General features: G+C 65.9%; 23 protein-coding genes. 8 read left to right on the top strand and 15 right to left on the bottom strand.

Annotated features, from left to right (window positions below; translation table 11 throughout):
- Window positions 1-40: 40 nt before the first annotated feature.
- The 5 genes from LQ144_RS02930 to LQ144_RS02950 all read right to left on the bottom strand — a co-directional run bounded on the left by LQ144_RS02930 (window position 41) and on the right by LQ144_RS02950 (window position 4591).
- The gene (locus LQ144_RS02930) at window positions 41-289 is read right to left on the bottom strand and encodes a hypothetical protein (protein WP_230117183.1); all 249 of its coding nucleotides are present in this window, start codon (window positions 287-289) and stop codon (window positions 41-43) included.
- On the bottom strand, window positions 282-1718 hold the full coding sequence (locus tag LQ144_RS02935) for a flotillin family protein (protein WP_230117067.1): 1437 nt from the start codon (window positions 1716-1718) through the stop codon (window positions 282-284). The genes LQ144_RS02930 and LQ144_RS02935 overlap by 8 nt, the downstream gene beginning before the upstream one ends.
- Window positions 1719-1913: 195 nt before the next feature.
- Window positions 1914-2813 (bottom strand): HNH endonuclease, encoded by a 900-nt coding sequence (locus LQ144_RS02940; protein WP_230117068.1) that lies wholly within the window; start codon window positions 2811-2813, stop codon window positions 1914-1916.
- Window positions 2814-2960: 147 nt separating this feature from the next.
- Window positions 2961-3602, bottom strand: coding sequence for an FMN-binding negative transcriptional regulator (locus tag LQ144_RS02945; protein ID WP_230117069.1), 642 nt, complete (start codon window positions 3600-3602; stop codon window positions 2961-2963).
- Window positions 3603-3646: 44 nt separating this feature from the next.
- The gene (locus LQ144_RS02950; RefSeq protein WP_230117070.1) at window positions 3647-4591 is read right to left on the bottom strand and encodes a DMT family transporter; all 945 of its coding nucleotides are present in this window, start codon (window positions 4589-4591) and stop codon (window positions 3647-3649) included.
- Here LQ144_RS02950 and LQ144_RS02955 point away from each other — a divergent pair.
- Window positions 4590-6002: a PLP-dependent aminotransferase family protein gene (locus LQ144_RS02955; RefSeq protein ID WP_230117071.1), complete on the top strand. Its 1413-nt coding sequence runs from the start codon at window positions 4590-4592 to the stop codon at window positions 6000-6002. The two genes, LQ144_RS02950 and LQ144_RS02955, sit on opposite strands and share 2 nt — an antisense overlap.
- 143 nt (window positions 6003-6145) lie before the next feature.
- On the opposite strand, the gene LQ144_RS02960 is transcribed toward LQ144_RS02955, so the two are convergent.
- Genes LQ144_RS02960 through LQ144_RS02970 form a run of 3 tightly spaced genes read right to left on the bottom strand, consistent with a single transcriptional unit; the run spans window position 6146 to window position 8081 of the window.
- On the bottom strand, window positions 6146-6742 hold the full coding sequence (locus LQ144_RS02960) for a DUF3618 domain-containing protein (RefSeq protein ID WP_230117072.1): 597 nt from the start codon (window positions 6740-6742) through the stop codon (window positions 6146-6148).
- Entirely contained in the window at window positions 6739-7170 is a 432-nt protein-coding gene (locus LQ144_RS02965; protein WP_230117073.1) for a phage holin family protein, read from the bottom strand. The genes LQ144_RS02960 and LQ144_RS02965 overlap by 4 nt, the downstream gene beginning before the upstream one ends.
- Window positions 7167-8081 (bottom strand): hypothetical protein, encoded by a 915-nt coding sequence (locus LQ144_RS02970; RefSeq protein WP_230117074.1) that lies wholly within the window; start codon window positions 8079-8081, stop codon window positions 7167-7169. Before LQ144_RS02970 ends, LQ144_RS02965 begins: the two co-directional genes overlap by 4 nt.
- A gap of 421 nt (window positions 8082-8502) precedes the next feature.
- On the opposite strand from LQ144_RS02970, the gene LQ144_RS02975 reads away from it, so the two are divergent.
- A complete protein-coding gene (locus LQ144_RS02975; protein WP_230117075.1) occupies window positions 8503-9420 on the top strand; it encodes a PRC and DUF2382 domain-containing protein in 918 nt (305 codons plus the stop codon).
- 100 nt (window positions 9421-9520) lie between these two features.
- Window positions 9521-10057: a MarR family winged helix-turn-helix transcriptional regulator gene (locus tag LQ144_RS02980; RefSeq protein ID WP_230117076.1), complete on the top strand. Its 537-nt coding sequence runs from the start codon at window positions 9521-9523 to the stop codon at window positions 10055-10057.
- 77 nt (window positions 10058-10134) lie between these two features.
- On the opposite strand, the gene LQ144_RS02985 is transcribed toward LQ144_RS02980, so the two are convergent.
- Both LQ144_RS02985 and LQ144_RS02990 read right to left on the bottom strand, forming a co-directional pair.
- A complete protein-coding gene (locus LQ144_RS02985; RefSeq protein WP_230117077.1) occupies window positions 10135-10347 on the bottom strand; it encodes a hypothetical protein in 213 nt (70 codons plus the stop codon).
- 88 nt (window positions 10348-10435) lie between these two features.
- Window positions 10436-11452, bottom strand: a complete 1017-nt coding sequence (locus LQ144_RS02990) for a hypothetical protein (RefSeq protein ID WP_230117078.1) — start codon at window positions 11450-11452, stop codon at window positions 10436-10438.
- A gap of 165 nt (window positions 11453-11617) precedes the next feature.
- Here LQ144_RS02990 and LQ144_RS02995 point away from each other — a divergent pair, with 165 nt between their 5' ends.
- Window positions 11618-11797, top strand: a complete 180-nt coding sequence (locus tag LQ144_RS02995) for a hypothetical protein (protein ID WP_230117184.1) — start codon at window positions 11618-11620, stop codon at window positions 11795-11797.
- Between the two features lie 210 nt (window positions 11798-12007).
- On the opposite strand, the gene LQ144_RS03000 is transcribed toward LQ144_RS02995, so the two are convergent.
- Window positions 12008-12403, bottom strand: coding sequence for a DUF4383 domain-containing protein (locus LQ144_RS03000; protein ID WP_230117079.1), 396 nt, complete (start codon window positions 12401-12403; stop codon window positions 12008-12010).
- Window positions 12404-12643: 240 nt separating this feature from the next.
- Here LQ144_RS03000 and LQ144_RS03005 point away from each other — a divergent pair, with 240 nt between their 5' ends.
- A complete protein-coding gene (locus LQ144_RS03005; RefSeq protein ID WP_230117185.1) occupies window positions 12644-13963 on the top strand; it encodes a DUF6350 family protein in 1320 nt (439 codons plus the stop codon).
- A gap of 9 nt (window positions 13964-13972) precedes the next feature.
- Here LQ144_RS03005 and LQ144_RS03010 read toward each other — a convergent pair whose 3' ends face one another.
- A complete protein-coding gene (locus tag LQ144_RS03010; RefSeq protein ID WP_230117080.1) occupies window positions 13973-14404 on the bottom strand; it encodes a hypothetical protein in 432 nt (143 codons plus the stop codon).
- Window positions 14405-14443: 39 nt separating this feature from the next.
- Between LQ144_RS03010 and purN the strand changes: the two genes are divergently transcribed.
- Entirely contained in the window at window positions 14444-15019 is a 576-nt protein-coding gene (gene purN / locus LQ144_RS03015; protein ID WP_230117081.1) for a phosphoribosylglycinamide formyltransferase, read from the top strand.
- A gap of 9 nt (window positions 15020-15028) precedes the next feature.
- On the opposite strand, the gene LQ144_RS03020 is transcribed toward purN, so the two are convergent.
- Complete coding sequence (locus LQ144_RS03020) at window positions 15029-16381, bottom strand: MFS transporter (protein ID WP_230117082.1); 1353 nt, start codon at window positions 16379-16381, stop codon at window positions 15029-15031.
- Between the two features lie 152 nt (window positions 16382-16533).
- On the opposite strand from LQ144_RS03020, the gene purH reads away from it, so the two are divergent.
- Window positions 16534-18204: a bifunctional phosphoribosylaminoimidazolecarboxamide formyltransferase/IMP cyclohydrolase gene (purH, locus tag LQ144_RS03025; protein WP_230117083.1), complete on the top strand. Its 1671-nt coding sequence runs from the start codon at window positions 16534-16536 to the stop codon at window positions 18202-18204.
- 310 nt (window positions 18205-18514) lie between these two features.
- On the opposite strand, the gene LQ144_RS03030 is transcribed toward purH, so the two are convergent.
- The gene (locus LQ144_RS03030; RefSeq protein ID WP_230117084.1) at window positions 18515-19531 is read right to left on the bottom strand and encodes a hypothetical protein; all 1017 of its coding nucleotides are present in this window, start codon (window positions 19529-19531) and stop codon (window positions 18515-18517) included.
- A gap of 378 nt (window positions 19532-19909) precedes the next feature.
- Here LQ144_RS03030 and LQ144_RS03035 point away from each other — a divergent pair, with 378 nt between their 5' ends.
- Window positions 19910-22129 carry an NADP-dependent isocitrate dehydrogenase gene (locus tag LQ144_RS03035; RefSeq protein WP_230117085.1) on the top strand — a complete coding sequence of 740 codons (2220 nt, stop codon included), beginning with the start codon at window positions 19910-19912 and terminating at the stop codon, window positions 22127-22129.
- 119 nt (window positions 22130-22248) lie between these two features.
- Here LQ144_RS03035 and LQ144_RS03040 read toward each other — a convergent pair whose 3' ends face one another.
- Window positions 22249-23070 carry an SRPBCC family protein gene (locus LQ144_RS03040; RefSeq protein ID WP_230117086.1) on the bottom strand — a complete coding sequence of 274 codons (822 nt, stop codon included), beginning with the start codon at window positions 23068-23070 and terminating at the stop codon, window positions 22249-22251.
- Window positions 23071-23103 lie beyond the last annotated feature (33 nt).

Below are 23103 nucleotides of genomic sequence, written 5' to 3' on the forward strand. Positions count from 1 at the left end.
GGCGGCAGACCGGGTTTCGACGGCCAGGGTTTCGACGGGCTCAAACGGCGGGGTCGGACCTCAGGACGTCCGGCAGCTCGTCCACATACACGGTCTGCGGCGGCTCGAAGTAAATGACGAGGACCTTGTCACCGACCGGGAAGATGCTGGTCTTATCGAACGGGTGCGCGTGGAAGGCGTTGGTTCCGCCGCGGAACGGAAGCATCACTTCGCCGATGGTGCCCGGCCCGATCCGCCCGGTGACCCTGCCGATCTTTCCGGTGAGGCTCCGGTCCACATTCCTATGCACTGGGAGGCTTCGGGGCATGCTTGGCAGGATCCTGACCGTTCTTGAGCGCCGAGGAAAGGCGGGGAAGGAACGTGCCGGCCTGGGAGAGGATGCCGCCGAGCATGCTGTTGACGCCGTCCGCGCCGTTAAGGACCGTCATCTGGCCGACGTGGCCGAACGGTTCTGCGGCGGCAGCCACGATTGCCGGCATGTTCTCCGCCAGCTGCTGGGCGATCACGGCGTCCTGGTTGGTTTCGAGTGCCTCGCCGCGGGCCTTGATGCCGTCCGCCTCCGCCAGGGCCTTGGCCTTGATTGCCGACGCGGCTGCGTCGCCGCGGGCTTTGGTGGCGGCCGCTTCGGCTTCACCTGTCACGCGGGTGGCCCCCGCGATGGCAGCCGCGGCCGTGGCGTTGGCCTGCGCCTCGACTTCCACGCGCCGGGCGTTGGCCTGCGCTTCGAGCTCGGTCCGCTTGGCCCGTGCTTCGGCGGCGCTGATGTCAGCGGACTTCTGAGCCTCCGCCTCGGTGCGCTGGGCGTAGGCCTTGGCGTCCGCGGGTTTGCGGATGCTGGTCTGCAGTTTCTGTTCCTCGCGGTCCGCCTCGAGCTTGGCCACTTCGGTCTCCTGGACCACCACCTGCTGCCGCGCCGTGGCGTCCGCCAGCGGTCCGGCCTGGGCCGCGTTGGCCCTGGCACGTTCGGCATTGGCCTGGGCAACGGACTGCTTGATGGCCGAAACGCTCTGGGCGTCTGCGATCTGCGCCGCAGCTTCGGCTTCCTTCTCTGCCGCCTCCCGGTTCCTGGTGGCCTCGGCGATGCGGGCCTCCATTTTGACCTGTGCAATGTGCGGCTTCGCGATATTTTGGATGTACCCCGTGGGATCCTGCAGGTCCTTTATCTGGAGCGAATCAACCACCAGGCCGAGCTTTTCCATTTCCACGCCGCTGGCGCCGCGGACCTGGGACGCGAGCTTGTCGCGCTCGCGGATGATTTCCTCCACCGTCATACTGCCGATGATGGACCTGAGATGGCCCTCGAAGACGTTGTAGACCTGGCTTTCCATTTTGGGCTGCTGGCCGAGAAACCTTCTGGCCGCGTTGGCAATGAAGGCGGGCGCATCGCCGATTTTGTAAATGACCACACCGTCCACAATGACCTGGATGCCTTGGGACGTGACACAGGAAACCTTGAGCTCGGTTTCATTCAGTGTCAGGGACAAGGCCCTGACGGTCTGCAGCCCCGGAACCACGAGCGCACCTTTCCCGGTAACGATCTTGAAGTCCATCCCGTCCGTGCTCTCAAGGGTTCCGCGGGTCAGGCCGGAAATGATGAGCGCCTCGTTGGGTTCGGCCACCTTCCACATCAGTTTTACGGCCAGCCAAATAGCGCCGACGCCAACCAGCACCCCAAGGATGATCGATATTAGCGGGAAGAAAGCTGACAGAGCCTCCACGAGTATTTCCTTTCACGTCATTGAAAAAGGTAAGAGTCGAGCCGGCGGAGCTGATTGCCTGCTTAAGAGACAGTCTTGTCGGCCCGGTATCCGGAAGTCCAGCGATTTGCGGAACACCTTCAGGACGCCTTGGTACTTGGGTCTTCCGGCCCTTGCAGAACGACGGCGAGGCCCCGGGGCCGGGGCGACCGGCGCCTACTCCTGCTGTTCCAGGATGAGCCGGGCGTTCCGCTGGGCCTCAATCTCTTCCGCGGCCACCATTTGCCCGGCCAGGTAACCGGCCCCGGCCATGATCCGCCTCAGCTCGGCCACGGTGCGCGGCGTGCCCACCCCCAGATGCGCCACGGCGTGGCAATTCGGGCACAGCGGCACCAAATCCGCGACCGGATCCAGCTGGTACTCGCCGCCGACCTGGGAGGCCGGAACGATGTGGTGGACCTGGATGAAGCCCCTGCCAGCCTCGCCGTAGGCAGCTTCGAAGGAAAAGCCGCAGGCGGCGCAGTTTTCCCCATGGTGCGCCACACAGATCCGCCGCGCGTCAGGGCTGCGCTCGTACCGGTTAACCTGCACCCGGCTGACAGCGCTCTCAGGGTACGTGCCGGGCACGGGATGGGTGGGGTCCGAGGCAGGAGCCGGGCCGAACTCCTTCCATACGTTCCGAATACGCGCCGCGTCGAGCACGTCGAGGAAGATGTCCGGCAGGTCCTGGCCGTCCCAGTTCAGACCGGGCAGGGCTTCAGCGAGAACATGGGGCGGCACCTGGTCGCCGACGGGCAGCAGAGCGTCAAAGTCCACCCGGATCTGCCGCATCGCGGTGGCAGCCAGTTCAGGCTCCCCGCCGCCGGTCCGGACGGGCGGCTCATCTGGTGTCTCAACCGGCAGGTCCTCCGAGACCACCGTGCCGTGGCCGAGGAGCCCGCTGCGGGTTCGGGCCTGCAGCCATAGCCAGGCTTCCGTGCCGGAACGGATGTCCGCTTGGCCAGCCACGCTCCACGTGGCCAGGCACTGGCCCGTTTCCGTGACCAGTTCGACGGCGGCGGCATGGTTCCAGCCGTTCCTGCGGTCCGGGTCCCACGCCAGGAGGATGGCTGTCATACGTCCATTCTTCCAGTGTTTTTGCCCGGCATGCTCGTGCCCGGACTAAGGCCCCTTGGTCCGTCAACTACGGGGGATCCGTGGCCGCGGGACGGGTCTTCAACCGGCGCCGCCCGGAGCCCCGCCCGGGAGACGGAGACCTGCGTCCTAATCACGGACTGACGGCCGGGCTGAATTTGCCCGTTCCACATCGGCCGCGCTCGCAGCTTGGCCTCGGGCCCTAAGTCCTGCCACGACGCCATCGACGTCGGCGTCGGGCCGGTTCTGGCTGAGTTTGGTCTTCGCGTCGATCCTTGTGATCAGCAGTTCGACGCCCACGATGGCGCGCAGCTGGCCGGACACGTAGCGCTCAGGTGCGTCGTCCACGGACCAGGGCCGCTCGGCCTCGGCTTCGTTGAGGTCGGTCAGCCGCCTCACGTGATGGCTGAGCCAGGCCGGGTCGTCGTGGATAACCAGCTTGCCGTACACATGGGCGGTGGAGTAGTTCCAGGTTGGCACGACGCGTCCGTGTTCGGCCTTCGATGGGTACCAGGAGGGCGAGATGTAGGCGTCCGCGCCCTGGAGGATTGCGAGTGCCTCCCCGATCGCGGGTTCGGACCACTGGGCGTTGTTTCGTGCAAGGTGCCCGTGCAGCGCGCCGTGTTCACCAATCGAGGGCTCAAAGACGAACGGCAGCAGTGTGGCGAGCAGGCCCTGCGAGGTCATAGTGACCAGATTGGCAGCGGCGGGCCGCGTGAGTAGATCATGGATTGCGTCGGGGCCGGCTGCGAAATGCGTTGGGACGTACATGGGGACTTCCTTTGTTGGATTAAGGATCTGTTGGGTCTGAATCGTCAGGGATTCTGTGCCGGGCGGCGCGGCGGGTTGAGCCGTTCGCGGATCGCGATGCCGGCACAGAGGATGACGGCGAGGCCGCCGATGATGGTGGTCCAGGTCAGGCTCTCGCCCAGCAGGAGCCCGGCCCAGCAGATGCTCAGGACCGGCTGGATGAGTTGGACCTGGCTGACCTGGGCCATCGGTCCGATGGCCAGGCCGCGGTACCAGGCGAAGAAGCCAAGGAACATGCTCACGACGCCGAGGTAGGCGAAGGCCAGCCACTGGACCGGGGTAGCGGAAGGCGGCTGCTGAGCCACGGAGAGGGCGCCGAGGAACACCATCAGCGGCGATGCGAGGACGAGGGCCCAGGACACCGTCTGCCACGCGCCGAGCTCGCGGGCCAGCAGGCCGCCCTCGGCGTAGCCGATGGCCGCAGCCACCACGGCACCGAGGAGCAGCACGTCCGCCCAGTGCAGCTGCCCGAGGCCGCCGGACTGCATGGAAGCGAAGACGATGGCCGCCAGCGCGCCCACGCCGGCGATGAGCCAGAACGCCAGCGGTGGACGCTCGCGCCCACGGAGAACCGCCGCCGTGGCCGTCGCGGCCGGGAGAAGAGCAATCACCACGGCGCCGTGGCTGGCGGGGGTGGTGGCAAGCGCGAAGGACGTGAGCAGGGGAAAACCGACGACGACGCCGGCGGCCACCACCGCGAGTCGGGCCCACTGCATGCCGCGTGGGAGTCGCTGCCGAGTGAGTGCGAGGGCGAAGGCGGCCAAGACCGCGGCTACGACCGCCCGGCCGGACCCGATGAACAACGGCGACAGTCCAGCGACAGCCACCCGGGTGAAGGGAACGGTGAAAGAGAAGGCCGCTACTCCGATGAGGCCCCACCACAGACCCGTGGGTTGTCGTGGCGATATCACTGGCCGAATAAGCGTAGTAGCGCTACTATTGTCTCTCATGAACAACGATAGCAGTTCCCGGATAGCGACGCGACTGCGGGAATGGATCGCCAAGGCCGCACCGGGATCCAGACTGCCGTCCACGCGGTCACTGGTGGCCGAATACCAGGCCAGCCCCGTGACGGTGCAGAAGGCCCTGCAGACCCTCACGGCGCAGGGCCTGATCGAGAGCCGGCCGGGCGTCGGGACCTTTGTGCGGGCTGTCCGGACCGCACGCCCGTCCGACTACGGCTGGCAGACTGCGGCGCTGCGGTCACCTCTGGCACCGCTGCCCCCGGCCTCCAGCACCATGCGCACCGTGCCGAATGATGCGATCTCCTTCCACTCCGGTTACCCGGACCGCGAACTCCTGCCGGAGCGGCTCGTGCGCGCCGCCCTCGTGCGCGCGGCCCGCGGCGATGCAGCCCTGTCCCGTCCGCCCGCCGCCGGCCTGCCGGAGCTTCAGTCCTGGTTCGCACACGAGCTCGGCACCTCGACGCCGGCGGGGACCACACCGCCGAACCCGAGCGACGTCGTCGTACTCCCTGGAAGCCAAAGCGGGCTGAGCTCCATCTTCAGCGCACTGGTGGGCACGGGGCAGCCGCTGCTGCTGGAATCGCCCTCGTATTGGGGCGCCATCCTGGCCGCCGCGCAGGCCGGTGTGCGCGTAGTCCCGGTGCCCAGCGGCCCCGACGGTCCGGAGCCGGAAGAACTGGCCCGCGCCTTTGACGAGACCGGCGCTCGCGTGTTCTACGCACAGCCCAACTACGCGAACCCCACCGGGGCGCAATGGCCCGCCCGGCGGGGCGAACAAGTCCTGGACGTCGTACGCGAGAACGGTGCGTTCCTTGTGGAGGACGACTGGGCCCATGACTTCGGCATCACGACGACCCCCGTGCCCATCGCAGCGCGCGACGACTCCGGCCACGTTGTTTACCTTCGCTCTCTGACGAAGAGCGTATCCCCGGCGATCCGTGTCGCCGCAGTCATCGCCCGCGGCCCGGCGCGCGAACGCATCCTGGCCGACCGGGCGGCGGAATCGATGTACGTCAGCGGCCTGCTTCAGGCGGCAGCGCTCGACGTCGTGACGCAGCCCGGGTGGCAGACGCACCTGCGCGGCCTCCGCCACCAGCTTGAGTCTCGCCGGGACCTGCTGGTCACCAGCATGCGCGAGCACGCCCCGCAGGCGCACATCGAGCAGGTTCCCAAGGGGGGTCTGAACCTCTGGGCGCGCCTGCCGGACGGGACCGACCTCGAACAGCTCACCCGCGATTGCGAGAGTGCGGGAGTCATCATCGCCGCCGGCACCGAATGGTTCCCGGCCGAACCGGCGGGGCCCTTCATCCGACTCAACTACGCCGGACCCAACCCGGGTGCCTTCCCGGAAGGGGCCCGCATTATTGGCCAGGCCATCGAACGCAACGGCCTCTAAGAATCGGGCAGCGACGCAGGAGGCCGTCATCCGCTTGGAATGCGTCCGCTGCGGTCCTGGCGGAAGTCCCGGCACGTGAAACGGCCGCCCCACCCGAAGGTGAGGCGGCCGTCGTCGTGCTTCAGGTCCTAAGGAGTTGGACCTTAGGTGTTCTGCACGTGGTCCTTCGCATCCGTGGCGCTGGACTTGACGTCTGAGACTGCCGCCTGGCCCTCTCCCTTGACGTGGTCAGCAGCGTCGGTAGCGGTCGCCCTGACGTTCTCCATGGCTTCCTGGGCCGGTTCCTTCAAGCCCTGGGCCATGTCCTTGGCGGCCTCGGTCAGCTGGGTGGTGACCGGTTCCGCTGCGGTCTTCAGGGCGTCGGCAGCCTCCCGTTCCTTCTCGCTCGGCGGGATAAGGGCCGAGACAAGCAGGCCCGCACCGAACGCGATCAGCCCGGCTGCCAGCGGGTTGCCCTGCGTCTTCACCGCTGCCTTGTGCGGGGCGTCGCTGATGGCCGCGCCGGCGTCGCCGATTGCGGATCCGGCGGTGCCCGAGACCGAATGGACGTTGCCTGAGGCGTGGTCCGCAGCTCCCATGACTTTCTCCTTCACTCCAAAGACGGCGTCCTTGACCTTGTCAGTCTGCCTGTGGACGATGTTGGACGGTGATACTTTGTCGGCGACCGCGTCCACGTTGGTGCCGAGGCGTGCGCGGGTCGTTTCGATGTCGGCGCGGATGGCGTCCGGGTTTTCACTCATCGGTGGTCTCCATTGGGTTTCAGGGTGGGCGGGATTTCCTGGACGGTCTCAACGGTCTGGGGCATGCCCTTGATGGCCTTGAGTTCCTTGCGTCCTACCGATGCGAGGACCGCGGCGATGATGCCCCAGATGACTGCAACGACGACGGCGGACCAGCCGAGGCCCATCAGTTCACCGAGGGCGTACCAGAGGGCGATGGACAGGAACAGGAGCACGAAGTGCCCGGCCACGCCGGCGCCGGCGAGCATGCCGCCGCCCTTGCCGGCCCGGGTGCCGGACTGCTTCAGTTCGGCCTTGGCGAGTTCTATTTCCTGCCTGATCAGTGTGGACAGGTCCCGGGTGACTTCACCCAGGAGATCTCCCAGGGACGTCGAATCCGCCTTGGCGTGCGCGGCAGTGGAGTGGGTCTCCGGTATTTGGCTGCTCACAGGTGGCGTCCTTCGCCTTCGGCAAAGGGGTCATCGACGTCACGCAGCGGAACTCCTGCCGGGGAACCTCCCGGAAGGGTCTGCGCCGAAGCCGGACCTGCCATGCCGGGCCGAGCGGGCTCCCCGAAAGCAGGCTCGCCGAAAGCGGGCTCCCCGGCGGCCGGTTCGCCGTACGCGGGGGTGCCATAGGTCTGCTCCCCGTAGGCCGGCTCGCCGAAGGCGGGCTCACCGAGTGCGGATTCGTCGTAGAACGGCTCACCTATGCCGGCTCCGACTGCGGTTTCCGTGACGGGCGGCTGAACCGGCTGGGGCGGAACGGCGGTGCCGGTTGCCGGGGTAGCGGCGGGGGCCCCGGCCTGCAGGCTCCTGCCCAGCCGGCCCGCAAGGACGCCTGCGCCGGCAGCGAGGAGCAGGAAGGTGCCCGGGCGCTGGCGGGCAAAGGACTTCACTTCGTCCAGCAGGGACCCCGGATCCCTGTTGTCCAGCCACGATGCTACGGACTGTGAGCGCTCTGCGGCCTGGCGGACGAGGTCCGAGGCGACGCCGGGCTGATCCGAGGCGTTGGCCATGGTGTGCAGTTCGCCGGAAATGGACCGAAGTCCCTCGGCTACCTTCTGCTGCTGGGTGCCGGCCTGGCTTGTCAGATCGGACTTCGCCTGGTGCAGGAGATCCTTGGCATTGGTCTTCACTTCGGAAGCCACATTTGCGGCCTCGGCCTTGGCGGTGCCTGCCACATTCTGGGCGGCGCCGGCGGCCTGGCCAGCCACATTGGCGGCTTCTTCCTTCGCCGTGTCGGTCTTCGAGGCTGACGCCGGGCTCCCGGAGGAGACGCCCGAGCCGTAAGCCGGTGAGTTCGGTGTAGCCGGGGGAACCGTGAGGCTCCCGTCCTGCGGCCATTGGTTCTCTGTCATCTTCGCTCTCTCTTTCCGAAAGGGTCAGCTGCTGTTTAGAACCAGCGTTGCTGGCATGCAATGGTAAGCATGTTTACTAATAAATAGTAAGCACCCTTGTCTTTTTTCTTGACTTGCGATGGAGATTTTCGGGATTGCTGCCGCTTTCATGAAGTGCCGGGGCCGCGTCACCAGGGCCGGCGCCTCCTTGCTTGCCGGCCTTCCGAAAACATTAAAATGCTAAGCAGGCTTGCCAATACGATAGTAAGCATGCTTAGGGTGTAGATGCGAGGTTGACCTTCAGAAATCTCTCCAGCGGACCGCCGGTTTCCTCAGCCAGAGGTATCCCTGCCGCCGGGCCGCACCGGCAAAGCGCCCGCAACACCAGGGCGTACAGCCAGCAAGCCAGTTGCACCAATAGTCAAGATCCAAGGAGACAAGAATGCTCACCAAGGAACATATCGACGACCTGCTCCAGCGGGATGGAGACATCCTCTCCACTGACGGGGGCAAGATTGGCTCTATCGGCCAGATCTACGCGGATGACGACAACGGCCAGCCCACATGGGTGACGGTGCGGACGGGCCTCTTCGGGACTTCCGAGTCCTTCGTTCCCCTTGAAGGCGCCCGCATCGATGGCGACAACATCGTGGTCCCTTACTCGAAGGAACAGGTCAAGGACGCGCCGCGGGTGGACACAGACGGCCACCTTGAGCCTTCGGAGGAGGAACGTCTGTACGACCACTATCAGCTCAGCGGCGGCGGGACCTACCCGGAGGTCACATCCGGCACGGACGCCACATCAGGTCGGGGCACTGGCGGTGTCATCGACCGCGACACCGAGTCCTCGAACACAGAGCGGTACTCGAACACGGAGCGGTACTCGAACACAGAGCGCGACGCCGGCTTTGCTGCAAGTGGCGGCACCTACAACGCAGCGGACGAATCAGGCACGGTGGGCCGGGACACTTCGGTCCCCACCACGGACGACGCCATGACTCGTTCCGAGGAGCGCCTCAACGTGGGCACCGAGAGGCAGGCCACCGGCCGGGCGCGGCTGCGCAAGTACGTGACGACGGAAAATGTCACGCAGACGGTACCGGTGCGTCGTGAGGAAGTACGGGTGGAACGCGAACCCATCACGGATGGAAACGCAGGTGCCGCAATGGGCGGCCCGGACCTCAGCGAAGAGGAACACGAGGTCATCCTCCACGAAGAACGGCCGGTCGTGGACAAGGAGACTGTGCCCGTGGAACGGGTCCGCCTGGACACCGAAACCGTCACGGACGAGGTCACAGTTGATGAGGAAGTCCGCAAGGAGCGCATTGAGACCGACGGCGTTGACGACACCCGTCGCTGACACGCAAAGCACGGGGGCCGGGCGGTCCCGGCCCCCGTGGTCGCGGCGGCCGGGGCATTGCTCCTGACCAACTCAGGCTCGAGAAGGAAGGACGGAACCGATGGTCCCGAATGCTGACGCCGAGCCGTGGGGGCCCCATCACTTGCTGTCCATGGCCGCCCGGCTCATCCAGCGCCGACAGGATCAGGCCCTTGCTGACCTGGGCCTCACCCATGCGGCCGTCATCGCCCTTCAAGGCCTCGCGGCCGGGCCGCTCAACCAGGAGCGGCTTGCCGCCGACATCAAAGTTCGCAGCCAATCGCTGGGCAGGGTGCTCGCGCGGCTTGAGGGAGCCGGGCTTGTTTCCCGCCGGTCCAGTTCCACGGACCGGCGCAGCAACGAGGTGGCGATAACGGAAGCCGGGCTGCAGGCTCTGGCGGCAGCCCGGAGGGTGGAGAAGGAGGCCCTGCCTCCGGACATGGTTGGCGGCACTGTGCTCAGCCGGGAGCTCTCGCGGGTCATCAGCTACTTTCCCGGTCCGCCCAAGGCGGAGGCAGTCCGTTCGGAGAAAACAGAACCGGACGAAGTGCGCCCAGATGAATCAGTGGCTGAGACCGCAGAGAAGGCGGGGCCGCCGGAAAGCAGTCCGGAAAACTGAATGCGAATAAGCGCTGCCCTCGCGCCACCGCCTGGTGGAGCGGGGGCAGTGCTTTTTACTGCTTTCTTCTCGTGTTTTCAAGACCCGGCAGCGAGGCTGCCCTTGGCCATCGGGTCCGGCCAATTGCCGATGAAACCGGCCATCGGGTCGGGCCAATTGCCGATGCGTCCGCGCATGGGGTCGGGCCAGTTGCCGATGCCGGCGCGGGAAGGACCGGAGTGGCTGTGCGCGCTTCCGGACGAGGGCAGGGGGCAACGGGAGGCAGCGAGCATCGAGGCGTGGGTAGACATGACATGTTCTCCTTGACTGAACTTTGGGATCCGTACGCCGGTGGCGCAGGTGGTCGTTTCTGCCGTGATGAAGGCAGAGTTGACCTGTTCAGTCGGGGGAAGACCCCGGATCGAATGCCGGACTGGAAGGAAGGGCAGTGGCGGCGTCGAGGACGCGCGCCCCGAGGTCCCGGGAGAAGTTGCGCCACGCCCCTGTGACATCTGCAGCCTGCCCGCCGGGGCCGTCAGAGCCCGAGAGCGAGGAACCGGACTCGCCCTGTGTCGCGGCGAGGTAGGCGTGCTCCGGGGCGAGCGGGGTGTGCACGAGCGGTCGCGCATGGAGTGTGACTGCCGCCAGGGGGCGTCCCGAGGACGTCATGGCAAGCTGCGCCAGCGTCTGGCCGCGTGAATCGGAGTCCGCAAAGTTGGCTCCGGGTGATGCCGGTGCGGCGTTCTTTGCGACGGATACGCTTCCCGTCGTGGACGGTGCCTCAACCACGGAAGCCGCCGGAGCTTTGGGTTCACCAATTGACGGCGAAGGAACCGCCGCCGCCGGGCGTTCGGCGTGGGGAGCGGGAACCGGCCGCGGCTCCGAGGGGAGCGGTGTGGGAACGGTAGGAACGTCCACAGACGGGACCTGGACCCCAGGAATGGTGACGCCCGGAACGGGGACCTCAGGAATGGTGACGCCCGGAACGGGGACCTCAGGAATGGTGACGCCCGGCACCTGGACTACCGGTACGGTGACGCCCGGAACCGGGATCCGTGGCAGCCGCGGATCCACTGAGGCAAGGGCATCATTTACGGTGCCAACAACCTTGTCGACCTCGGACAGCACCGGCGCGGCCGTCCGGGTCACGGTGGAAACCGCCCCCGATGCCTTCCCGATGACGGCCTCGGCAGAGTCGGTCACCGCTGAGATCGCTGCGTCACCGGCCGGGCCGGACCTGAGGGGCTTGGCGAGTAATGATCCGGAATTCAGCGACTCTGAACTGAGCGCTCCGGTGTCCGGAGACGATGCCGTCGCCGTTCCTGCACCCCAGATGAGCCAAGCCAGCGCGATCACTGCGGGCAGCAGGAGCGCGCGCAACGATATGGCGCAAAGAAGACGCAGGCTGCTGCCCATTCCGATTCACCCCCCAGAGGCAATGGGAGATCAGCATATGCCCGGGCGCCGGTTCCGTCCAGAGTCAAAATATTCGCCTGCATACTATCGGCAGGCTGGCGGGCAGAACAACCCTGATGGCAATGCCCGTTCCGCCGTAAAATTGATGTCAGAGGTGTTGGAGTGATGTCTGGATCGATCGTCGTCGTCCTGGTAATCCTTGCCGTAATTGCAGCGCTGGCAATCATCGGCACGGTCGTGGTGGTGTTGCGCGACGGTCGCGGCAATGTCCCGTCCGAACCGCCTCAACGGCCCTGGACGGCGGGCAATCTGCCGAGCCTGCCGTACTCCCTGATCCGCTTCTAAACGCAAGGGACGCCGTCGAACCGCCGGACCCGGCGCGGGTCTCACGACGCTCCGCCACGAGGTCCGGTTCAGCTCACAGAGCCCGGACACAAAGTTGGTGCAGCTGCCCACGGACTTTCGTGTGGCACCTGCACCAACCGGTAGTACGAATACTCAGATTAGATATCTACTCATTCGCGGCTCCTAGTTCCCGGGCGTTCGCGTTCCGGGTTATTTCCTGTCCTCGGCCAGATGCCGCGAGAACATCCAGCCGGCGGCAATCATCAGTACACCCACCACCAGGAGGGTCCAGCTGTCCGTCATGTTCAGCGACAGGAAATTGGCCGCCGAATCCACGCCGACACTGAGCCCGTAGATGCTGAGGATGATGTACAGCGCCCCGGCGCCCATGAGGAACCTGCGCGCACCCATTTCATTGCGTGACATGGCCCAGCCGGTTCCGCCGATGACCAGCTGCACAATGTTGAGCAGCATGGATACCTGGAACAGGCCTAGGAACATGGCGTGCGAATCAGGCCCAAGGAACATCATTTCGCCATAACGTGCGGTAATACCAGGGATGAACCCCAGGACACCAACCACCAACGCGACAATACCAACACCCATGCCAACGTTCTGGACATCTGTCCGACCAAAGTGAACGCCGTGTGCATGTGGGGATGCGGTAGTCATTTTCTGCCTCCAACCACTGATTGCGGACACAGTAATTTTACGTCGGTACGCCCGAAAAAGCGCTGGGCGTTGCCTGCATAGAAGCCTGCCCGGATTCACTCCGGCCTGTCTTCTGCCGGCATTGAGCCTGTCGAAAACAGGAGAGCCAGGCCGCCCGTGGCACGATGGGACACGATGAAACTGCGCGCTGATCAGACCGGAGACCGTGGCCTTCCCATGCCCTTGTGGCTGCAGGGCGGGCTGGAGTCGGCCCAGGCGGCGATAATTTCCGCGCTGGTGGTCGTCGCCCCTATCGTGGCCGTGTGGGCAACGTCCGGTTTCCAGGACACACACGTCGACGTATTGGCGCGGCTTGCCGGCCAGGCCTGGCTGGTCATTCACGGGGTGCCCCTGTACCTGACCATCGTCGCCGAGGGGGCTGCGGCACGGCCGGAAACGGGCACGCTCTCGCTGATTCCCCTGGGCCTGACGCTGATACCGTTCCTGCTGGCCTGGCGGGCGGGCCGGCGCCTGGCCCGGGCCTCCTATACTGACCAGCTCTGGCAGGCGCTGCTGGGGTCCTGGCTCGTTTATTCTGCCTTCGGTGTGGCCACGGGATTTGTCTGCCGCACGGACGACGTTGGGGTCTTCCTCTGGTGGGCCGCGCTACTGCCGCTGGTTCCCTTTGCCCTGGGCATGGTGATCGGTGCGCGGCGCGAGGCTGGCTCGTGGAGCCGCCTGATCGGCGTCGACGCCGTTGACTGGATCGCCCGGACCAGCCAGCATTCACGCTGGGCGGGATCGTACTTGGCCTCTGCCGCGAAGGCCGGGTTCTTGGCCATCATGGCGGCGCTCGCCCTGTCGGCGGCCCTGCTGGCGGTGGATCTCGTCATCCACTGGAACCTGGTGGTGGCTGTATATGAAGGGCTCAACGCCGGGGCCATGGGAGGCGCGGTCCTCACCATCGCGCAGCTCGGCTTCATTCCCAACCTTGCCGTCTTCGCGCTCGCCTGGGTGTCCGGCTCGGGCTTCGCCCTCGGTGCTGGTTCACAGGTGGGCCCGCTGGGCACCGCAGCCGGGCCGCTTCCATCAGTACCCGTGCTTGCAGCAATTCCCGCCGGACCGCTGGATTACGGCCTCGTGGCGCTGGTGGTGCCGGTACTCGCCGGTGTCCTGGCCGGCTGGTGGTTCCTGCGTGAAGGCGAGAACCACCTCGACGAGTGGCTGTCCATCAAGGTCCGCGTCCGCTGGTTCACGGCCGCAGCCTCCACGCTGTTCCTCGGCATCATCATAGGCGTCGCCGCCGGCCTGCTGGCCGGCGTCCTGGCGTGGATCGCGGGCGGCTCGGCCGGAATCGGCCGGCTCACGGAGATCGGTCCCGACCCCTTGTGGACGGCAGTCTGGGTGGCAGCGGAAGCGGGCATCGGCGTCGTCGTCGGTTACGCAGCCGGGCCGTGGCTGGAACGCCGCCAGCAACTGCGGGAAGCCGACCTCGGGACGGCACCGGGCAAGTAGCCCGTACGGTCAGCGGAACTGGCCGGGCATCGAGTTCTCAAGCTGGGCGCGGCAGTCGTTGCTCGCCTGGCTGGTCAGGGCGTGGCGGGCGCACTGCTGGTAGTCACGCACCTGGTTGAAGAACAAGGCGGAGGCCAGCACCAGCAGCACCATCACGGCGGACACCACCAGGCCCGAGATGGTTCCGAAGAGCACCAGCCTGGATTCCTTGAGCCTGACGGCACGGATGAGCACCATGATTCCCAGGATGATCCCGGCCACGGTCAGGATTGACGCCAGCCACAGGTAGCCGACGTCCAGCTGGAAGACGAAGAACGAGCCCAGCACCGCCACGATGAACATGCGAAAGAGGGTGTGCGTCTTCAGCAGCGAGGACTTTGCGTCCTCGCTGAGCGGATGCCTTGTCCGCTGTGAGCCGTTCGGGCCGGGGGTGGGGTTCATGTTTTCCAGCCTACGCGAGCAGCCGCATAAGCTGGAGCAATGCGCATCGTAGTCCTCGTCTCCGGAACCGGCTCCAACCTCCAGGCTGTCATCGACGCAGTGCAAGCGGGGGAGCTGGACGTGGAGATCGCCGCGGTGGGGGCGGACCGGCCGGGAACGTTCGGGGTGGAGCGCTCGGCCGACGCCGGGATCGACACGTTCGTGGTGGACTTCAAGGCCTACGCGGACCGTGCCGCCTGGAACGCCGCCCTAACGGAAGCCGTGGAGGCGTACCAGCCGGACGTTGTGGTTTCCTCCGGTTTCATGCGGATCGTGAGCCCGGAATTCATCGACGCGTTCGACGGGAAATACCTCAACACGCACCCCGCCCTGCTGCCGTCCTTCCCGGGCGCCCACGGTGTGCGGGATGCCATGGCCTACGGCGTGAAGGTGACGGGCTGCACCGTTCACTGGGCTGACGCGGGCGTGGACACGGGGCCCATCATCGCCCAGGAAGCCGTGGCCATCGAGCAAGGCGACACCGAAGACACCCTGCATGAACGCATCAAGGTGGTGGAACGCCGGCTTCTGGTGTCCACCCTCGCCGAGCTGGCCGCGGCGCACACTCCGAACTAGCTCGAAGCGCTATTCGAGGCGGCGCTGCCTGGTTTCGGGGGAGAAGAACATCATCCACAGCACGGCCAGCACCACCAGGCCGCCGGCGAGGGCGAACGATGTGGCCAGACCCAGCTCGGGCCAGAAGTAGTTCGCGAAGATCAGCGGGCCGAAGCCCGCGCCCAGCCGCGAGAACGTGGACGCCCAGCCGAAGCCGGTGCCGCGCAGCTCCGTGGGGTACAGCTCGGAGACGTAGGTGTAGAGCACCGGAATGGCCACCTGCACCACGAAGCCGAACACCAGCAGCCAGACCACGGCCGCCGTCGGAATGTCCACCACAAAGGCCACGATCACCAGTGCCAGGGCGGACAGCGGTCCAGTGACGGCCAGCAGCCACTTGCGGCCTATCCGCTCCACCAGCAGCGCCGCTGCCACCACGCCAAGAAGTCCGACGGCGGCCATCCCCGCCGTCGTAAGGAACGCCTTGTACTCGGCGAACCCAGCGCCGATCAGAATCCGGGGCATCCAGGTCAGGGACAGGTAGTAGACCAGCAGGATGCTGAAGAACAGGGCCCAGGCGGTGGCGGTGATTTTCCAGTTGAACTGCCAGACGCCGCGCAGCTGCTGCCAGGCGCTGCCGGCCGAAAGGCGCGGGACGGCCCCGGGATCGGGCAGGCTGTAGGCGCGAGGCTCCGCGCCGGTGGCCAGGACCAGATCGTCGATGACCTTGGCGGCTTCCTCACGGCGGCCCTTGCGGATGAGGAACAAGGGCGATTCGGGGACGCTGCGGCGGATCCAGAAAACCAGCAGGGCCGGCAGCACCATCACCAGCATGGTCAGTCGCCAGTCCGCGAAGGCCGCCACCAGCCCCGCCGAAACGAAGCCGCACAGCGCGGCTCCCACGGGCCACCACCCGTCCATGGCGGTGAGGACCCTGCCGCGCTGCCGGCGCGGAGTGAACTCGCCCACGAGCGCGTAGTCCACGGGGATACAGCCGCCCAGACCGAATCCGGCCATGAAGCGGAAGACGCAAAACCAGACAAAGTCGGGGGAGAACGCCCCGAAAACGGTGAACAGCGAGAAGATCAGCAGCGTGGCCGTGAAGGCCTTCTTGCGCCCGATGGTGTCGGCGATGGTGCCCCAGATAAACGCACCGAGCGCCATGCCGATCAGGTTGGCCGTGCCGATCCAGCCGGCCTCGCCGGGGGTGAGCTGCCAGTGGGTGGACAGCAGCGGAATCAGGATGCCGTTCAGCGTCACGTCCCAGGCATCAAACATGAATCCAAGGCCGCCGATCACGAAAATCCGGCCCTGCACCTTCCAGCGCCACGGCAGTTCCTGGACCACCTGTTCGCCGCTGGGCACAGTGGTGTAAGTGTTCATCTCGGCCTCCTGTTAAAACCTTACGTTGCGGCGCTCCGGAAGTGCGCGGCCTTCACACTCGGGCGGGCAGGAAGGACACGTCCGGCAACGCGATAAACTGGCCCTATCCCCACCAACCGCGGCAACAACCGCGTAAAAAGACGGAGACCTTTGTGAGCTTCACGCAGCTAGACCGTGTTCCCATCCGCCGAGCCCTGATCTCGGTTTACGACAAGACCGGTCTGGAGGAGCTGGCCAAGGGCCTGCACGCAGCAGGCGTCAAGATCGTCTCGACCGGCTCCACGGCCAAGAAGATCGCCGCGGCCGGCATCCCGGTCCAGGAAGTCGAGGAAGTCACCGGCTCTCCGGAAATGCTGGATGGCCGCGTCAAGACCCTCCATCCGCGCGTGCACGGCGGCATCCTGGCCGACCGCCGCGTTCCGGCCCACATGGATACCCTCGCCAACATGGAGATCGAAACCTTCGACCTCGTGGTGGTGAACCTTTACCCGTTCGTTGAGACCGTCAAGTCCGGCGCCGCCCAGGACGACGTGGTGGAGCAGATCGATATCGGTGGCCCCGCGATGGTGCGATCCGCCGCGAAGAACCACGCCGCCGTCGCGATTGTGGTTGATCCCACGTTCTACGGTGAGGTTGTCCGCGCCGCCGGTGAAGGCGGCTTCGACCTGAAGACCCGGCGCCGGCTGGCCGCCAAGGCCTTCGCGCACACCGCCACCTACGACAACGCCGTGGCCACCTGGACGGCGAGCCAGTTCCTGGACGAAGACGGCGACGGCATCATTGACTGGCCGGCCTACGCCGGCCTTGCGCTGGAACGCTCCGAAGTTCTCCGCTACGGCGAAAACCCGCACCAGCAGGCCGCCCTGTACGTGGACAGGGCAGCCCCCGCCGGCATCGCCCAGGCCGACCAGCTGCACGGCAAGGCCATGAGCTACAACAACTTCGTGGATGCCGACGCCGCCCTGCGCGCAGCCTACGACTTCACCGAGCCCGCCGTCGCCATCATCAAGCACGCCAACCCGTGCGGTGTGGCCGTCGGTTCGGACTCAGCCGAAGACCCGATCGCGGACGCCCACGCCAAGGCGCACGCCTGCGACCCTGTCTCCGCCTTCGGCGGCGTAATCGCAGCCAACCGCACAGTCACTGCCGGCATGGCCCGCACCGTGGCCGGCATCTTCACCGAAGTGGTCATCGCCCCCGGCTTCGAGCCCGAAGCCGTCGAGATCCTCTCCAAGAAGAAGAACATCCGCCTCCTGTCCCTCCCGGAGGGCTACGGCCGCTACCCGGCAGAAATCCGCCAAGTCTCCGGCGGCGTTCTGGTCCAGGTCTCCGACAAGGTGGACGCCGAAGGCGACAACCCCGCCAACTGGACCCTCGCCGCCGGTGAAGCTGCGGACGAGGCCACGCTGGCCGACCTCGCCTTCGCCTGGACCGCCTGCCGGGCAGCCAAGTCCAATGCCATCCTGCTCGCCGCTGACGGCGCTGCCGTGGGCATCGGCATGGGCCAGGTCAACCGCCTGGACTCCTGCAAGCTTGCCGTTGAGCGCGCCAACAGCCTGGGCGTCACCGTGACGTCCGACGTCGACGCCGCCGGCGGCGCCGCCGGCGGCGACGCGAGCGGGGCGCCGGAGCGTGCCCGCGGCGCCGTGGCTGCCTCGGACGCGTTCTTCCCGTTCGCCGACGGCCTGCAGATCCTGGTCGACGCCGGCGTCCGCGCCGTGGTCCAGCCCGGCGGTTCCGTCCGGGACGATGAGGTCATCGCGGCAGCCAACGCGGCAGGCATCACGATGTACTTCACGGGCGCGCGCCACTTCTTCCACTAGCGCGCAGTTTCCACTAGAACGCGGTGAAACGTCGACGGCGGTTGCCCCCTTATGGGGACAACCGCCGTCGGGCTTTAACTTGATTCAGCCGTCCTCAGGTGACGGTCCTGCTTCACCTTGGAGGCCTGGTTCACTTTGTGGGCCGGGTTCCCCTTGAGGGTCCGGTCGGCCTTGAGGGTCCGGGAGCCGGACCTCACGCGGTTTCGCTTCCGCCATCCGCTCCGGCGTCCAGTACTCCAGAATTTCTTCCGGGGTCTGGCTGGCGTCGGAGCGGCTTACCGGGTCCTCCTCGTCGGGTCGCGGACCGTCCTTACTTGGTGGCCGATGCACTCTTGTAGGCCTGCTGGATTGTGTCGCCCCAGTAAGGACCGAACATCGTTGTGGAGCGCGTGCCATAGCCATAGCTGTTGATGGAGTTCTGGAACGCCGTAGCGTCCGAGCCCATGAACCATGGCCCGCCCGAGGAACCGCCGGTCATGTCGCAAGGAATGCCTTGGGTGTCGAACTGGGGGTTGATGACGTCATTGGCTGACTTGCCGGTGCAGCTCACAAGGGTCTGGCCGGTAAACGGTGCGGCGGCCGGGTAACCATACGACTTGTAATTCAGTCCGCGTGCCTGGTTGAAAGCGACACCCGAGGCGCCTGCGACGTCGGCAAGGTTCTGGCCGTTGAGTTGGGAAACGACCGCGAAGCCGGTGTCATACTGCATGTTTCCGTCGCCGCTCCATTGCTTCGGCGCAAACAGCGCCTTGGCCGGCCATTTGCCGAGGGGTGCCGCACCGTCCTTGTACTGCGGAACGAAGACAAAGTTGGTGGCGAAGGCGCCCGGGCCCTCATTCACGCAGTGTCCGGCCGTGGAGACGGTGCTCTTGTTGGTCGAAACCACGGAGTTCCCGGAGCACACGAAGTTGGCGCCCCCGAGGGTGAAGAACACCTTCCCGATGTGGTTTACCGGAAGCTCATCCTTGTGCAGTGCGGTTGTCTTGCTGGCCTTTCCGGACGTGCCGGCGATTTTGGTGCTGGAACCCTTCTCCTCCACGCTGGGGCCGGAATTGGTGCCTTTGGAGTTTTGCCGGGCAACCGCCCGGTCAGCCAGCACATCGCCGGGAATGGCGGCGCGCATGCGCTCGGGCGTCCAATAACCTGCCGTGGTTGCACCCGAGACGGTGGTGGTTGCACTCGCGACGGTGGAGGTGGCGACCTGCGGCTGGCCCGAATCCTGCGACTTTGAAGGAGAGGCCGTTGCGCCGCCAGCTGCGGACAGCGCCAGCAGCAAGCCTGCTGAAAGGCTTATGAGGCTAGTGGCCAGAGACTTTGTGCTCGTCATTGTGGTCCTACCGATCGGGGTGGGGCGGGCGATGGTGCTGCCCGCCGAGTGACGGATTGAACCTACCCGGGTATGACAAGCTCTGTAGATAGACATTTCAAGTTATGTATTCCAGGTAGGGGTAATGCGCTCTGCCCCTGCCGCAAGGGGTTACTGAATGACGTTCAGCCGCCTAAGCGGTTTTCTTCCATGACCTAAAGATAAAGGTCCGCCGGGCTGGGGACAATGGGATTGGTCACCTTGGGGGCGTGGCGTGAGGTCACGGAACGGGATCCGGCCGCTCGGGTGGGGTTCAACGCGGCGTCCTCGGGTAAGTTAAAGGTTGGTGAAATAGACCGGATTCCATATACAAGCCGACCTCCAGGGAGACGCCCGAGCATGGCCAAAATTATCTATACCCACACCGACGAAGCGCCGATGTTGGCTACATATTCGTTCCTGCCGATCGTTGAGGCTTTCGCTTCCACGGCAGGTGTGCAGGTGGAGACCCGCGACATTTCGCTGGCCGGCCGCATCATCGCTGTCTTTGGCGACTACCTCACCGAAGAGCAGCAGATCGGCGACGCCCTGGCTGAGCTCGGGGGCCTGGCGAAGAAGCCGGAAGCCAACATCATCAAACTTCCCAACATCAGCGCCTCCGTGCCGCAGCTGAAGGCCGCCATCGCAGAGCTGCAGGCCAAGGGCTACAACCTGCCGGACTACCCGGACAACCCGTCCTCCGATGAAGAGACCGTCATCCGCTCCCGCTACGACAAGATCAAGGGCTCCGCCGTGAACCCGGTCCTGCGCGAGGGCAACTCCGACCGCCGCGCTCCGCTGTCCGTGAAAAACTACGCCCGCCAGAACCCACACTCCATGGGCGCATGGTCTTCCGAGTCGAAAACCAACGTTGCGCACATGGAAGAAAATGACTTCCGTTCCAACGAAAAGACCGTGGTGATCCCGGCTGACGGCACCATCGAGATCCAGCTGGTCCGCGAAGACGGCACGGTCAAGGTCCTCAAGAAGGCGTTCCCCGTCCTCGCCGGCGAAGTGATCGACGGCACCGTGATGCGCGCCGCGGCCCTCGACGAGTTCCTCGCGGCCCAGGTGGTGCGCGCCAAGGAAGAAGGCGTGCTCTTCTCGGCACACCTGAAGGCCACCATGATGAAGGTCTCGGACCCCATCATCTTCGGCCACGTGGTCAAGGCCTACTTCTCCGAACTGTTCGACACCTACGGCAAGCAGCTCGCCGCCGCCGGCATCAGCCCCAACAACGGACTTGCCGCGATCCTCAACGGGCTTGAAGACCTTCCGGAGGACGTCCGCGAGGGCGTCCAGGCCGCGATCAAGAAGGGCCTGGAAGAAGGCCCGGCGCTGGCCATGGTCGATTCTGATAAGGGCATCACCAGCCTGCACGTCCCGAGCGACATCATCGTGGACGCCTCGATGCCGGCCATGATCCGCAGCTCCGGCCACATGTGGGGACCGGACGGCAAGGAAGCCGACACTCTGGCAGTTCTCCCGGACAGCTCCTACGCCGGCATCTACCAGGTTGTCATCGACGATTGCCGTGCCAATGGTGCCTTCGACCCCACCACCATGGGCACGGTGCCGAACGTCGGCCTCATGGCCCAGGCCGCAGAGGAGTACGGCAGCCACGACAAGACCTTCGAGATCCAGGTCCCCGGCAAGGTCCAGATCGTTGACGGTTCCGGAGCGGTCCTGGTCGAGCACGAGGTGGCCCCGGGTGACATCTGGCGCGCCTGCCAGACCAAGGACCTGCCGATCCGCGACTGGGTCAAGCTGGCCGTGACCCGCGCCCGCGCGTCCAACACACCTGCCGTCTTCTGGCTGGACGAAGACCGCGCCCACGACGCCAAGCTCATCGAAAAGGTCCGTGAATACCTCAAGGAGCACGACACTGAGGGCCTGCAGATCGAGATCATGTCTCCGGACAAGGCCACGGCCTTCACCCTGGAGCGCATCCGCAAGGGCGAGGACACCATCTCCGTGTCCGGCAACGTGCTGCGCGACTACCTGACGGACCTCTTCCCGATCCTCGAACTTGGTACCAGCGCCAAGATGCTCTCCGTGGTTCCGCTGATCAACGGCGGCGGCCTTTTCGAGACCGGGGCAGGCGGATCCGCTCCGAAGCACGTCCAGCAGCTGCTGAACGAAAACCACCTCCGCTGGGACAGCCTCGGCGAATTCCTGGCCCTCGCTGTCAGCTTCGAGCACCTGGCCACGTCCACTGACAACGCCCGTGCACAGGTGCTCGCGGACACGCTGGACCGTGCAACCGGCACGTTCCTGCTGGAGAACAAGTCCCCGAAGCGCAAGGTCGGTGAACTCGACAACCGCGGCAGCCACTTCTACCTGGCCCTGTACTGGGCGCAGGAGCTGGCCAAGCAGACCGAGGATGGCGAACTGGCAGCGTCCTTCTCCGCCATCGCCGAGGCCCTCGCCTCCAACGAGGACGCCATTGTTTCCGAACTGCTGAGCGTCCAGGGTTCGCCCGTGGACATTGGTGGCTACTACCGCCCGGACGCAGAGAAGGCCGCTGCTGTCATGCGTCCGTCCGCGACGCTCAACAAGGTTGTCGCGAGCCTGAGCTAGCGCCTACACTCTCAACAGATCAGGAGCGCCCCGCCACTCGAGTGGCGGGGCGCTTCTGCTTTGGTTTGTTCTGACCGTCCGGGTTAGCCCGGCCGGCTCAGCCGGGCCGGACGAACCGGTTAGCGGTCCGGGGTTTCGTCCCGCCGGGTGTCACCCCTGGTGTCTATCCGGGGCTCACCTGCTTCCGTGTCGCCATAGGGGGCGTCGACCGCCATGTCAGGATCCGCATCCACCGGCCTTTCGGTGGCTGCGGTGTCGTAGCCGTCACCGGATTCGTAGGTGCGGCCGGGGGTCGCGTCCATTCCGGGTCCGGCCGCATAGCCCGTGCCGTCGTCGTCTGTCCCGTAGCTACCGGCCGGAGCAGCGCCGGCCGCCCCCACTCCAGCGCCGGAAGCCCCGGCTACTCCGGCAGCCCCGGCTACTCCGGCAGCCCCGGCCCCTCCGGCGGCCGCAGCGGTACCCGTTGGCCCGGCTGTGTCTTCGACGTCGCCGTCGCGGACACTTTCACGCCACGCGCCGGTTTCGGAGTCCTGGCTCTCGATGTATTTCTTGAACTTCTTCAGGTCCGAGGCAACCTGGCGGGAATCCAGGCCCAGGGCGGCGCCAGCCTTCTCCACCGCGGAATCCGGTTCCCAGGTGAGTTCGACATTGACCTTGGTCTGCTCAGGTCCCAGGGACTCGAACCATACGGTTCCTGCGTTGCGGGGCTCGTTCAGGCTCTCCCAGCTGACACGCTGGTCAGGCTCCTGCACGGTGATCTGGGCGTCGTATTCACGCTTGACGCCGGCGATGCTTGTCTCGAAATGAACGGTGGTGTCATCGAGCTGGCGCACCGCGTCAACGCCGCTCATGAAGTGCGGGAAGTCCTCGAACTGCGTCCATTGGTTGTAGGCCTTGGTCACGGGGACATCGACGTCGATGGATTCCTGAACAGTTGCCATGCGTAGTTCACTCCTTCAGGGAGCGGGCGGTCA

It is taken from the genome of Arthrobacter sp. Bi83 (assembly GCF_918698095.1).
Taxonomy (GTDB): Bacteria; Actinomycetota; Actinomycetes; order Actinomycetales; family Micrococcaceae; genus Arthrobacter.